General features: G+C 66.4%; 11 protein-coding genes and 1 tRNA gene. 9 read left to right on the top strand and 3 right to left on the bottom strand.

Annotated elements, in window-relative coordinates; genetic code table 11:
• Window positions 1-900 precede the first annotated feature (900 nt).
• Window positions 901-974: transfer RNA gene (locus tag ACR9Y6_RS12630), tRNA-Gly, on the bottom strand.
• 135 nt (window positions 975-1,109) lie between these two features.
• Between ACR9Y6_RS12630 and ACR9Y6_RS12635 the strand changes: the two genes are divergently transcribed.
• From ACR9Y6_RS12635 to ACR9Y6_RS12660, 6 genes are all read left to right on the top strand, one after another.
• A complete protein-coding gene (locus tag ACR9Y6_RS12635; protein WP_481281599.1) occupies window positions 1,110-1,805 on the top strand; it encodes a hypothetical protein in 696 nt (231 codons plus the stop codon).
• A 105-nt stretch (window positions 1,806-1,910) separates the two neighbouring features.
• The gene (gene thiS / locus ACR9Y6_RS12640; RefSeq protein WP_306850982.1) at window positions 1,911-2,111 is read left to right on the top strand and encodes a sulfur carrier protein ThiS; all 201 of its coding nucleotides are present in this window, start codon (window positions 1,911-1,913) and stop codon (window positions 2,109-2,111) included.
• 29 nt (window positions 2,112-2,140) lie between these two features.
• Window positions 2,141-2,941 (top strand): thiazole synthase, encoded by an 801-nt coding sequence (locus ACR9Y6_RS12645; RefSeq protein ID WP_426286615.1) that lies wholly within the window; start codon window positions 2,141-2,143, stop codon window positions 2,939-2,941.
• A 2-nt stretch (window positions 2,942-2,943) separates the two neighbouring features.
• Window positions 2,944-3,669 (top strand): tRNA (guanosine(46)-N7)-methyltransferase TrmB, encoded by a 726-nt coding sequence (gene trmB, locus ACR9Y6_RS12650; RefSeq protein ID WP_481281600.1) that lies wholly within the window; start codon window positions 2,944-2,946, stop codon window positions 3,667-3,669.
• 47 nt (window positions 3,670-3,716) lie between these two features.
• Window positions 3,717-5,450, top strand: a complete 1,734-nt coding sequence (poxB, locus tag ACR9Y6_RS12655) for a ubiquinone-dependent pyruvate dehydrogenase (RefSeq protein WP_481281601.1) — start codon at window positions 3,717-3,719, stop codon at window positions 5,448-5,450.
• Window positions 5,451-5,617: 167 nt separating this feature from the next.
• Complete coding sequence (locus ACR9Y6_RS12660) at window positions 5,618-7,435, top strand: SLC13 family permease (RefSeq protein ID WP_481282728.1); 1,818 nt, start codon at window positions 5,618-5,620, stop codon at window positions 7,433-7,435.
• 848 nt (window positions 7,436-8,283) lie between these two features.
• Here the strand turns inward: ACR9Y6_RS12660 and ACR9Y6_RS12665 are convergent.
• On the bottom strand, window positions 8,284-8,628 hold the full coding sequence (locus ACR9Y6_RS12665) for a Rieske (2Fe-2S) protein (protein ID WP_481281602.1): 345 nt from the start codon (window positions 8,626-8,628) through the stop codon (window positions 8,284-8,286).
• Between the two features lie 80 nt (window positions 8,629-8,708).
• On the opposite strand from ACR9Y6_RS12665, the gene ACR9Y6_RS12670 reads away from it, so the two are divergent.
• The 3 genes from ACR9Y6_RS12670 (at window position 8,709) to yedA (ending at window position 10,948) form a co-directional block, all read left to right on the top strand.
• A complete protein-coding gene (locus tag ACR9Y6_RS12670; protein WP_481281603.1) occupies window positions 8,709-8,987 on the top strand; it encodes a hypothetical protein in 279 nt (92 codons plus the stop codon).
• A 72-nt stretch (window positions 8,988-9,059) separates the two neighbouring features.
• Window positions 9,060-9,938 (top strand): methylated-DNA--[protein]-cysteine S-methyltransferase, encoded by an 879-nt coding sequence (locus ACR9Y6_RS12675; protein ID WP_481281604.1) that lies wholly within the window; start codon window positions 9,060-9,062, stop codon window positions 9,936-9,938.
• Between the two features lie 95 nt (window positions 9,939-10,033).
• On the top strand, window positions 10,034-10,948 hold the full coding sequence (yedA, locus tag ACR9Y6_RS12680) for a drug/metabolite exporter YedA (RefSeq protein ID WP_481281605.1): 915 nt from the start codon (window positions 10,034-10,036) through the stop codon (window positions 10,946-10,948).
• A gap of 270 nt (window positions 10,949-11,218) precedes the next feature.
• Here the strand turns inward: yedA and ACR9Y6_RS12685 are convergent, their stop codons facing one another.
• Entirely contained in the window at window positions 11,219-12,541 is a 1,323-nt protein-coding gene (locus ACR9Y6_RS12685; protein ID WP_481281606.1) for an ABC transporter permease, read from the bottom strand.
• Between the last annotated feature and the right edge of the window lie 9 nt (window positions 12,542-12,550).

The raw sequence follows: 12,550 nt of genomic DNA on the forward strand, positions 1-12,550 counted from the left end.
TCGACAGCGCGACGGCATCAGGCTTGAACCGCTATTTCGCAACTGGCATGCGCGGTCGCGTCATTGCATCCATCGCGCGTGCCGCTCAGAGACATACGATGGCTGCTACGCCGAGGTCATCTGCATTCGCCTGCGATGACGCCATACCGGCGGGGATTTATCGTCTCTGATTGAAAGCTCTCGTGAGTGTCTACGAAAAGCTTGGCTATCCATTGTTCCTGTCCATGGCTCTCTCCATACGTTCCAATACTTCACCTACTTGTGAAGGCGCTTCTCCAATCCTGCAGCTCGCTTCGCTGTCTTTCTGACCACGCAGTCGGCGGATGTCAGCTGATCGATCGTACCGGGATATTCTGGAATGGCGCAACGCCGTTCCTTGTCCATGAGTCACGTCCTCTCCGCGCTTCTCCATGCAGACTTTAGCCCGTTTTCTTGGACTTGAATCAACGTTGCGAAAGTTCTCACTCAATGAGAAAAAAAGCGCCGCACTATTTACCTTCGGTTCGTTCGGCGTTGAAGGCAATCGCATCTCGTGCCTGATCCCACGATAGCCGTGCATGAGCCATAGCGGCACTGCAAACCATGTTCGTCAGTGCCGCCATGGCTTCCAGTGACAGCGCCATGCGACGACGGTCCAGCGCATCGGATTCATGCACGAGGTCGGCGAGAAATTCGGGCCGCAATCAGGTCCAGATGCGGCACACCACATAACGCAGCGCGCCGTGGGTCAAACGGACTCGCGGGTTCACCGGCGGCCCGAGACCGGGCGCTCCAGTAGATCGATACAGAAAGAGGGAGCTTTGGCACGAGAGCGATACTTCAAACGATACCTATGCCAGGGCCGTTTCCGGATACCGCTAATGCCCCTAACCGTTGTGCCGCAAAGACTACAAGCGGTTGTGGAGCGGGTGAAGGGAATCGAACCCTCGTCAGTAGCTTGGGAAGCTACAGCTCTACCATTGAGCTACACCCGCGTCGGGCATGGATGGTAATACGACAGTGGCGATGGGGGAAAGGTGGCGGGTGGCTGAACGTGTCCGTGGATTCTTACGCCGGCTCCAGGCCCTGCGCGCATAATCCGGCGAGGGAATCCCTACGAGGGTCGTGCCATGCGTCGTGCGTTTTCGCTTTCCATCGCCATCGGGCTCGCGCTCGGCGCGGGTCTCGCGGGTGCCCAATCGCGCACCGTGTCCACGGGGGACATGCCCAAGCCGGGCGTCAGCTACATTTCCGGGCCCTCCGTACCCGTTCGCAAGGACACCGTGAGCACCGGAAGCCTGCCGCAGCCGCCCCGGTTCTATGTGGGCGGGCAGGTAGCCGTGGGCGATGACGGGTATCGGGACCACTCCGGCTACGGCGATGGCTCCGTGGCGGAAAGCGGTTACTACTACGGTGGTGGCTATCCCCCGGGCTACGGTTACGGCTACGACCGGGACGACCGGCGCGGGCACGGCCATGACGGCCATGACGGGCACGGCCATGACCACGATGGCCCGGGCAACGGTCACGACGGCGGCCACGATCACGACCATGGCCGGAACGGCTCGGTGAGCCTGGCCGCCCCCTCCGGCGGAAACGCCTCGGCCAGCGGAGCCGGTGTGAAGCTGGCGCCGCAACGGCCTCCGGAGCGGGACGACCGCTGGCGGAATGGTTGGAATGGTGGCTATGGAAACCAGCAGCCTCAGCCCGGTACGGGGATGACAAACAGCAGGGCGCCGCAGCCGGGTACCGGTATGGGGTCGGGGAATCAGCCGGGGACAGGGATTCCTTTGCGGGGTGGTGGTGAGGGATGGCGGGGACGGTGAGGGGCCTTGTCGCGGCCTAGGCCGCTTCCCACCCTCGGCCGCATCCTATCCGGGGCTGCTTCCCATCTTGGTTTCCCAGGAAGGTGGGTTGGGTACAATTGGCGGATGCTGATCACTCTTAACGGCGACGCGCGCGAATGCGCGCCCGGTACTTCCGTGTCCGCCCTGCTCGACGCCGCCGGTTATGCCGGCAAGCGCGTGGCGGTGGAGGTCAACCTGGAGATCGTGCCGCGCAGCGCGCACCCGACGCACCTGCTTGCCGAAGGCGACCGGGTGGAGATCGTCCACGCCATTGGCGGCGGCTGACGCCCCGCGCCCTCCGACGGATAGCCCGCATGAACCATTTCTCTCCCGCCGCCGACGACCTGCTCACCGTTGCCGGCCGCACGTTCCATTCGCGGCTGCTCACCGGTACCGGCAAGTACAAGGATTTCGACGAGACCCGCCGGGCTACCGAGGCCGCTGGCGCGCAGATCGTCACCCTGGCGATCCGCCGCGTGAACATCGGCCAGGACGCCAGCCAGCCGAACCTGCTCGACGCGCTGCCACCCGACCGTTTCACCCTGCTGCCGAACACGGCCGGCTGCTACACCGCCGACGACGCCGTGCGCACCTGCCGCCTCGCACGCGAACTGCTCGACGGGCACAACCTGGTGAAGCTGGAAGTGCTCGGTGACGAACGCACGCTCTATCCCGACGTGGTGCAGACCCTGGTCGCGGCCGAGAAGCTCGTGGCCGATGGATTCGACGTCATGGTCTACACCTCCGACGATCCCATCCTCGCCCGGCGCCTGGAAGAGATCGGCTGCGCCGCGATCATGCCGTTGGCGGCACCGATCGGTTCGGGCCTGGGCATCCAGAATCGCTACAACCTGCTCGAGATCGTGGAGAACGCGAAGGTGCCGGTCATCGTCGACGCGGGCGTCGGCACCGCTTCCGATGCATCCATCGCGATGGAACTGGGTTGCGACGGCGTGCTGATGAACACGGCCATCGCCGGCGCGAAAGATCCCGTGCTGATGGCGCACGCGATGAAGCTCGCCGTCGAGGCGGGTCGCGCCGCCTTCCGCGCGGGGCGCATCCCGCGCAAGCGTTTCGCCTCGGCCTCGAGCCCCGTCGACGGACTGGTGGGTTGACCATGGCACACGACGACGAGACATCGGGCGACGCCCCGTTCCACCGACGCATCCGCAGCTTCGTACTGCGCGAAGGCCGCATGACCCCGGCGCAGCAGCGCGCGTTCGACGACCACTGGGCACGCTTCGGTCTCGACTACACAGGCCGTGAACGCGACCTCGACGCCACCTTCGGCCGGCATGCGCCGTGCGTGCTCGAGATCGGTTTCGGCAACGGCGAAGCCTTGGCATGGGCGAGCGAACACGATCTCGCGCGCGATTACATCGGCGTCGAAGTACACGGCCCCGGCGTCGGCCGCCTGATGAACGTGCTGGCCGCGCGCGATGCGTCCAACGTGCGCCTGTACAAGCACGATGCCGTCGAGGTACTGGAAAACGAGATCCCCGCGGGCAGCTTGTCCGAGGTGCGCATCTGGTTCCCCGATCCCTGGCACAAGAAGCGCCACAACAAGCGTCGCCTCGTGCAACCCGCCTTCGTGGCGTTGCTCGCGTCGCGCATGGCACCCGGCGGCTTGCTGCACCTGGCCACCGATTGGGAAGCCTATGCCGAGCACATGCGCGAGACGATGGAAGCCGCCGAAGGTTGGCGCAATCGCGTCGGGCCCGGCGAAACCGCGGAGCGCCCGGCGTGGCGCATCGAGACGCACTTCGAGCGCAGGGGCACGCGACTAGGCCATGGCGTATGGGATTACCTATACGAATGGATAGGCTCGACGACGGCCTCTTGACCGTCGTCGCGGCATAACATGGAACTTCGTGCCCACGGAGTTTCCCCATGTCCATCTCCAACCTTGCCGACCTGATCGCCGAAACCCTCGAAGAAGCCGGTATCCGTCGCATCTATGGCGTGGTGGGCGACAGCCTCAATGCCATCACCGATTCGCTGCGCGAGCGGAAGCGCATCGATTGGGTGCATGTACGCAACGAAGAGGCTGGCGCATTCGCCGCGGGCGGTGAATCGCAGCTCACGGGACAATTGGCCGTTTGCGCAGGAAGTTGCGGCCCCGGCAACCTGCACCTGATCAACGGCCTGTTCGACTGCCATCGATCGCGCACGCCGGTGCTGGCCATCGCCGCGCACATCCCCAGTGCGGAAATCGGTAGCGGTTACTTCCAGGAAACGCATCCGACGGAACTCTTCCGCGAATGCAGCGTGTATTGCGAAATGGTGTCCGATCCGGCGCAGATGCCCTTCGTGCTCGACGCGGCGATCCGCGCGGCGGTCGGGCAGCGCGGCGTGGCCGTGGTGGTGATCCCGGGCGACGTGGCCATGCGCGCGTCGCCGGTGAAGAAGGTGACACCAGCGGCGGGGTTGCTTCCACCCGCACCGAAGGTGATTCCGGCCGAGCGCGAACTCGACGCGCTAGCCGCCCTGCTCAATGCGGGCAAGCGCGTCACCCTGCTCTGCGGGCGCGGCACGGCCGGTGCGCACGGCGAACTCATCGCGCTCGCGGATGCACTGAAATCGCCCATCGTGCATGCGCTGGGCGGCAAGGAATATGTCGAGTACGACAATCCCTTCGACGTGGGCATGACAGGCCTGATCGGCTTCAGCTCGGGCTATCACGCGATGGAGGATTGCGACACGCTGCTGATGCTCGGCACCGACTTCCCGTATCGCCAGTTCTACCCGGAAGACGCGAAGATCGCGCAGGTGGACATCCGTCCCGGCAACATCGGCCGTCGTTGCCGCGTGGACCTCGGCGTGGTCGGCGACGTCGGCGAGACTCTGCGCGCACTGCTTCCGCGCATCGAACCCAAGCGCGTGCGCGGTCATCTCGACCGCTGCCTCGCCCACTATGCCCGCGCCCGTGAAGGCCTGGACGAACTGGCGAGGATCGAGCCCGGCCACGACCTGATCCATCCGCAGCAGGTGTCCCGCCTGGTCAGCGAACTGGCCGAAGAGGATGCCGTCTTCACCTGCGACGTCGGCACGCCCACCGTATGGGCCGCGCGCTACCTGCGCATGAACGGCAAGCGCCGCCTGCTCGGCTCCTTCGTGCACGGTTCCATGGCCAATGCCATGCCCCAGGCCATCGGCGCGCAGGCCGCCTATCCCGGCCGGCAGGTGATCTCGCTGTCCGGTGACGGTGGCTTCTCGATGCTGATGGGCGACTTCATCACCCTGGCCCAGGAAAAGCTGCCGGTGAAGGTGATCGTGCTCAATAACGGCACGCTCGGCTTCGTCGAACTGGAGATGAAGGCGGCCGGCCTGCTGGAGACCGGCGTGGAATTGCGCAACCCGGACTTCGCCGCCATGGCCAACGCGATGGGTATCCATGGCCGCCGCGTGACCCGCGCCAGCGACCTGCCCTCGGCCATCGCCGAGGTGCTCTCGCACGAGGGCCCCGCGCTGCTGGACGTGGTGAGCAACCGCCTGGAGCTGTCCATGCCGCCGAAGATCACCGCGGAGCAGGCGAAGGGCTTCAGCCTGTACGCGCTGAAGGCGGTGATGAGTGGCCGTGGCGACACGATCGTCGACCTGGCGCTGAGCAACCTCAGCCGATGAGCGGATAGGAATCACCGAGGGTCCGGTGCCGCCAGCTTCAGCCGGGAGCCACCCCCAGCGCGTATACTCCTGCGGCAATATCCACAGCCTGGCAAGACCATGCCACCGCACGCCTCAACCGACCGGATCCGGACAGCCGGCTAGTGGCACTGACCCTCACTCCCGAAATGATCCTCGTGCTGGGCCTGGTGGGCTTCACCATGCTCATGCTCGTTCTGGAGTGGATCCGGGCCGACATGGTCGCCCTGCTCGTGGTGGTCACGATCGGCCTCACCGGGCTGATTCCCGGCGACCAGGTGTTCAACGGTTTCGCTGGCAACGCGGTCATCGCCATCATCGCGATCATGATCATGGGCGCGGGCCTGGACCGCGCCGGCGTGCTCAACCTCACCGCCGCCTTCGTCATGCGCATGGCCCGTGGCGTGGAGTCGCGCCTGGGCGTGGTGATCAACAGCGTCACCAGCCTGTTCAGCGCCGTGATTCCGAGCCAGGCGCTGGCCGCGTTGATGATCCCGGTCACCAGCCGCCTGTCCGCACGCACGGGCGTGCCGATGTCGCGCCTGCTGCTGCCGATGGCGTTCTGCATCCTCACCGCCACCAACACCACGCTGATCGCCAACTCGCCGCTGATCGTCCTCAACGACCTGATCGCCAGCGCGAACAGCAACCTGCCGCCGGGCGCGCATACGATCCCGAAATTCGGCCTGTTCAGCGTGACGCCCGTGGGCCTCGTGCTGGCCGTGACCGGCGTGCTGTTCTTCTATTTCTTCACCCGCAAGCTGCTCCCGGAGCGCGAGGACGACCGTCTCAAGGTCACCCCCGGCCGTACCGAGAGCTACTTCGCCGACACCTACGGCATCGCCGGCGAGACCGCCGAACTGACCGTCACCGCCGAGAGCCCGTTGGTGGGCATGAGCATCGGCGAGGTGGAGCAACTGCATGGCGCCCCGCTGATCCTCGCGATCAAGAACGGCAACGAGAGCCGCGTGGCGCCGCCCTCGGACCAGATGATCTGGGTGGGCACGGTGCTCGGCGTGCTGGCCCCCCGCGATGCCATCAACGCCTTCGCCAACAACCAGCTCTGCCGCGTGTCCATGCGCATGCGCCAGCTGGGCGATCAGTTCAACACCACCCGCGCCGGTATTTCCGAAGCCGTGGTACCGCCCAGCTCGCGCTTCATCAAGCAGACGGTGGGCGACCTGCGACTGCGCAAGCGCTTCGGCATCTCGGTGCTGGCCGTGAACCGCGGCGACGAGGTCTACCGCGAGGACGTGCGTGCCGTGACCCTGCGTGCGGGCGATACCCTCGTGCTGCACAGCAAATGGCGCGACCTGATGTTGGCCGAGGAAGACCGCGACATCGTCGTGGTCACCGACATCCCGAAGGAAGAACAGCGCCCCGGCAAGATCTGGCAGGCGGTGGGCTTCTTCGTGCTGGCCAAGTGCCTGGCCCTGTTCACCCAACTCGACCTCTCGGTGGCGATGATGACCGGCGCGGTGGGCATGCTGCTCACCGGCGTGCTCAACATGGACGAGGCCTACAAGGCGATCAACTGGAAGACCATCTTCGTCACCGCCTGCCTCATCCCGTTGGGTTGGTCGATGGATTCCACCGGCACCGCCTCGTGGATCGCCCAGGAGGTGCTGGCCATCCTCGGCCACGCGCCACAGTGGACGCTGCAACTCTCCATCGCCGTGTTGACCCTGATGTTCTCGCAGGTGATGTCGAACGTGGGCGCCACGGTGATGATGGTTCCGATCGCGATCAGCGTGGCGGTCAGTACGGGCGGCAATCCGTCGGCATACGCGCTGATCGTGGCGGTATCGTCGTCGAACACGTTCCTGCTGCCATCGGGCCATCCCGCCCTGATGATGGTCGCCGGCCCCGGCGGCTACCGCTCGAAGGATTTCCTCCGCGTGGGCCTGCCGCTGACGATCCTGATCCTGGCACTGACGCTGGTAACCATCAATCTGATGTACCGGTAGGGGTTCTCGCAAGAGCCGGCGGGCGTCACCCTCGGGGCCACGCCTCCGGCGACCCGTCAGGGAAGGGCCGCTAGCGCGGCCATTTACTATTGCCCTGCGGGCCGGGTCGGCGCCCCACCGGAGGTTTCCGACTCGCCATCCGTGGCTCGGCGGAAACGGCCGGCCGTCCAGGCCGGCCCCCTAACGGGCTTTTTCCGGTGGAGCACCTCGCCTGCGCTACCGGCCCCGAGGGTGACGCCCGCCGGCTCTTCCGGATCGTGAGGTTCGTGGGGGCGAGCGCACCGCCTGCGATCCGGTGAGCGATCATGCTGTCGAACGCGACACGACCGCGCTTTCGCGGCGACAGGAACGGTGTGGTGTGGCGGCGCATGACTCCCGCCGGCACGCGCCACGCAGGTACGCGGATACGCGGATACGCAGATAAGCCAGCCCGCAACGAAGGCTATTGCTCGCCAATCAACTGGTGCTATCGCCCCGCATGGCCCACCCAGATTGCCTGCGGCGCACTCCGCGCAATCCACCTCACCGTGGAGTAGAGCAGGCGGGTACCACCCTCGGGGCCGGTAGCGCAGGCGAGGGCTGCGACTGGACAAGGCCCGGAGGGGGCCGGCCTGGACGGCCGGCCGTTTCCGCCGAGCCATGGAAGGCGAGTCGGAAACCCCCAGGCGGAGCCCGACCCGGCCCGTAGGGCAATAAGTAAACGGCCGCGCTAGCGGCCCTTCCCTGACGGGTCGCCGGAGGCGTGGCCCCGAGGGTGGTACCCGCCTGCTCTTGCCGCTCCGCACGGACGCCAACGCGAGGCCGAAGGCGAGCCCGCCCCCCGAACAAATGCGCGAAGAACCTTTTTCTCAGACTACGAGGCGTACGGCACCGTCGAACACCCCTACCGGCACGGCCCGCAGGCGGTCTCCCCGGCATGGCCCCGCCGTGCAATCCCCGCTTTCGGCCGTGAAGGTCGCCCCATGAGCGGCGCAGATGATCTGCCCGCTGCGGACCAGGAATTTCCCGGGAGCGTAGTCCAGGCGCCGGCCCGCGTGCGGGCATACATTGAAGTAGGCATGGGCCTCGTCGCCGTGTCGGTAGACCAGCAGGGACTCCACCTCGCCATCGACCAGGGTCTCGATTTCGATGGCATTGCCATCGGGAATGTCCGCCAGCAGGCAGAGAGGAGCGGTGTCGGCGGTAGTAGTCATGGCACTTGTCTATGAGGATCGATTGCCCCAAGGTAAAGAGGCTCGCACGCATGTCATTGTGCCATACGGATTTTTAACCAATGCGCTTCGTATTCCCACCCATCCGCCGTTCGCGTAATCCCCTCGTCCGCGCCCTGTCGCTGGTGCTGGGCCTCGCCGTGGTGGGCGTGCTGCTCGTCTTCGGCGTGGTCGTGCTCGGCGTGCTGATGGCCGGCGGCCTGGTTTTCCTCGCCGTGCGCCAGTGGAAGCTCGCCCACCGCCGCGTGACCGGCGCTTCGGGGCGCGGTGCCCCGAAGGACCCGGACGTGCTGGAAGGCGAATTCGTGGTGATCCGGCAGAACACGCCCATTCACCACTGATCGGGTCCGCAAGAAGCGGATGGTGACGGGGCCTCGCCCCGCCTACGCTGGTCTCCCATGAAGGAGGCCACCATGAACTCTCAGGCTTACGCCATGCGTCCCGCCGCCGACGATGCGCTAGAACGCGTCCGCGCCGCCCTGGAACAGGCCGACGGCGCCACCGATCTCGCCAGCCTCGCCACCATCGCCGGGCTGAGCCCGACCCATCTGCAACGCGCCTTCCGGCGCCGGTACGGCGTCAGTCCCGCCGAATACGCCCGCGCCCGCCGGTTCCGCCAGCTGCGCGAGGTCCTGCGCGACGGTGCGGCGGTCACCGACGCCGTTTACGAAGCCGGTTTCGGCTCCGGTAGCCGGGTCTACGAAGAAAGCGACCGCCGCCTCGGCATGACTCCCGCCAGTTACCGGGCGGGCGGTGCGGGCGCCTCGATCCGCTACACCACCACGCAGACACCGCTCGGCCGGCTGCTGGTCGCCACCACCGCGAAGGGCATCTGCTCGGTGACGCTGGGCCAGGACGATCGCGAACTCGAGACGCGCCTGGCGGAGGAATTTCCCCTCGCCGAGCGGGAACGGGTAGACGAGGGCCGGGAGGAATGGCTCGACGCGGTCATCGCCCGCGTGGCCCATGACCTCGGCTGGAGCGATCGCGACGCCCCCGCCCTGCCACCGCTGGATGTCGCCGCCACCGCCTTCCAGTGGCGCGTATGGGATGCGCTCACGCGTATTCCGCGTGGCGAGACACTGAGCTACGGCGAACTGGCCGCGGCCCTGGGCGTACCCAAGGCGGCGCGCGCCATCGGTCGCGCCTGTGGCAGCAACAAGCTGGCCCTGCTCGTTCCCTGTCACCGCATCATCCGCGAGGACGGCAGCCTCGGCGGATGGCGATGGGGCATGGATATCAAGCAACAACTGCTGGCCACCGAACGTGCCATGAAAGCCACTCAAGGCTGACCGTCGAACCTTTCGCTACCGTCCATGCGGTAGCGGCGATATCTTGCGGGATTGCGCCGCACGACGCGGAGCGCGCCCGCCCTGGATTCCCCCGCATGTCAGACGCCGCCTGTAGCACCAGCCAAGCTCCCGCCTCCGCCCTCAGCGACCCGCGCTGGATGGTGCCGCTGTCGCTGTTCGCGCTCTACGTGATCTGGGGATCGACCTATCTCGCGATCCGCTATGCATTGGTGAGCTATCCGCCGTTCCTGCTGGCCGCCATCCGTTTCGCCGTGGCCGGCGTGCTGCTCTTCGCCGTGCTGCGCCTGCGTGGGGCCGCGCTGCCCACCAGGCGCCAGTGGAAAAACGCGGCCATCGTCGGCACCTTGCTGCTCGCCGGCGGCAATGGCCTGGTCTGCTTCGCCGAGCAGACGGTCAGCTCCGGCATCGCCGCGGTGGCGGTGGCGAGCATGCCGCTGTTCGCCGCGCTGTTCGGCGGCATCTATCGCGAGTGGCCTACGCGCGGCGAAACCGCCGGCCTGCTGCTGGGCTTCGTCGGCGTGATCGTGCTGAACCTGGGCGCGGGCCTTTCCGGCTCGCCACTCGGCGCCATCGCGCTGATCTGCGCGGCCATGGCGTGGGCGTTCGGTTCGGTGTGGTCGAAGCGGCAGGACATGCCGAAGGGGCCGATGAACACCGCCGCGCAGATGCTGTGCGCCAGCGTCTCGCTGACGATCATCGCGCTACTGCATGGCGAACGCTTTCCGGCGCACCCGGAAACCGGTGCCACCGCCGCGCTGGCCTACCTCGTGGTCTTCGGTTCGATCATCGCCTTCAGTGCCTACCTTTACGTGCTGAAGACCGTCCGCCCCGCCCTCGCCACGAGCTACGCGTACGTGAATCCGCCGGTCGCCGTGTTGTTCGGCGTGGCCCTGGCCGGTGAGCACGTGGGCCCGTTCGACCTCGCAGGCATGGCGATCATCCTGATCGGCGTGGGCACCATCACGATGATGCGCGTGCGCAAGGCCTGATCGCAGGCGTTCGCGCGGGAATGTGACGCAGGTCGCAAGACGGCCCGGTAGCGGGTGTTTTTCAGAATCCTTCGATGTCCGTGCGAGATACGACTCCCTAGTCTTCCCTCCTCGTTCGTGGGAGAGATTCAATGGCTGGGGCCGGACCGGCGCGCTTCGCCTGCTCGCGCAGGCTTCGATGGTGGATGGCGCGCATGATGACGGTGTTCGGCATCGGCATCGCCGCGCTGGCGGCGTGCCAACCCTTCCGGGAAGGCACGCCCCGCGGTGCTACAACTCCCTCAACGCCGTCGTCACCGGCACCCGCGCCGCACGCAGGGCTGGGAACAATCCACCGATGAACCCGATGGCCAGGGCCCACTTGATGCCCGTCCACAACAGTTCGCCACTCACGTGGAAGCGGAAGACCACCTGACTGAAGTTCGCCCCGAGTGTCGACGCGGTGTATCCGTTGAAGACGATCCACACGATGCCCGCCCCGACGACACCGCCAAGCAGGGCGAGCAGCATCGTTTCCAGCATCACCGATACCACCACGGGCACGCCACGGAAGCCGATGGCCCGAAGCGTGGCGATCTCGCGGGCGCGCGCCTGGATGGCGGCGAACATCGTGTTGAGCGCTCCGAATACCGCACCGATCGCCATGATGACGCCCACGGTGATGCCGACCGCGCGCAGCACCTTGGTCAGCCCTTCGGACTGCTTGCCGAAGTACTCACGGGTCGTGGAGACGTCCACCTTCAGGCGCGGGTCCGCCACCAGCGCGGCCTTGAACGCGTCGAACGCCTTGGGCGAGTCCAGCAGCACGGTCACCGATTGCACGCTGCTGCCCCGGCGATACGCCGAGGCGACACTCTGCGTGTCACCCCATAGTTCCGACTCGAGGGCATCCTTCGATTCGAAGGCGCCGACGATGGTCCATGTCTGCCCGGCAAGCCGAATGGACTTGCCGACATCGAGGCCTTCGAACTGCGCCTTCGCGCCCTTGCCGACGATCAACTCGCGCAGTCCGGGCTGGAACTTGCGACCCTCGACGATCTTCACCTGATCGCGCAGGTTCCAGACGTCCTCGCTCACGCCGCGGATGGGCACGTTCGAGTCGCTGGCGGGATCGCCCTTGCGCGGCAGGTTCGCCACGACCACCAGTTCGCCGGAAGCGATCGGCCTGCCCTTCGCGTCCTTCTTCACGCCCGGCGCCTGGACCACCACGTTCGCGCTGTCGCGATCGAGGATCGAATTGAGTTCCGCCTGCGAACCGCCGCGAAGGACGATGGCGGTATGCTCGTTGCCCGTGGAGCGCAGCGTTTCGGCGAAGCCTTCGCTCATGGCCAGCATCGCCACCAGTACACCGACCACGCCGGCGATGCCCACGACGACGACCGACGACGATCCCAGGCGCTGGGTGACCGTCGCCAACCCCACCTTGGTCACCTCCCAGGTCTGCCGGCCGCGACGGGTCAGCGCCATCCATAGTGCGAGCACCACCGCCAGCGCCACCACGCCCGGCCAGGGCAAGGCGATCCATACGGCGAGAAAGACCGCGATCACCAGCAACGTGAGGACGCCGGCACCGAATTTCTTTGCGGATTTCATCGTGTGTCC

It is taken from the genome of Luteibacter sp. TLI7-4A (assembly GCF_056754745.1).

Bases quoted from the DNA above. Each gene is read 5' to 3' on its own strand.
- ACR9Y6_RS12645 (WP_426286615.1), top strand. From the start codon at position 2,141: ATGAACCATTTCTCTCCCGCCGCCGACGACCTGCTCACCGTTGCCGGC.
- thiS (WP_306850982.1), top strand. From the start codon at position 1,911: ATGCTGATCACTCTTAACGGCGACGCGCGCGAATGCGCGCCCGGTACT.
- yedA (WP_481281605.1), top strand. From the start codon at position 10,034: ATGTCAGACGCCGCCTGTAGCACCAGCCAAGCTCCCGCCTCCGCCCTC.
- ACR9Y6_RS12665 (WP_481281602.1), bottom strand. From the start codon at position 8,628: ATGACTACTACCGCCGACACCGCTCCTCTCTGCCTGCTGGCGGACATT.
- ACR9Y6_RS12635 (WP_481281599.1), top strand. From the start codon at position 1,110: ATGCGTCGTGCGTTTTCGCTTTCCATCGCCATCGGGCTCGCGCTCGGC.
- ACR9Y6_RS12660 (WP_481282728.1), top strand. From the start codon at position 5,618: ATGATCCTCGTGCTGGGCCTGGTGGGCTTCACCATGCTCATGCTCGTT.
- ACR9Y6_RS12670 (WP_481281603.1), top strand. From the start codon at position 8,709: ATGCGCTTCGTATTCCCACCCATCCGCCGTTCGCGTAATCCCCTCGTC.
- ACR9Y6_RS12675 (WP_481281604.1), top strand. From the start codon at position 9,060: ATGAACTCTCAGGCTTACGCCATGCGTCCCGCCGCCGACGATGCGCTA.
- trmB (WP_481281600.1), top strand. From the start codon at position 2,944: ATGGCACACGACGACGAGACATCGGGCGACGCCCCGTTCCACCGACGC.
- ACR9Y6_RS12685 (WP_481281606.1), bottom strand. From the start codon at position 12,541: ATGAAATCCGCAAAGAAATTCGGTGCCGGCGTCCTCACGTTGCTGGTG.
- poxB (WP_481281601.1), top strand. From the start codon at position 3,717: ATGTCCATCTCCAACCTTGCCGACCTGATCGCCGAAACCCTCGAAGAA.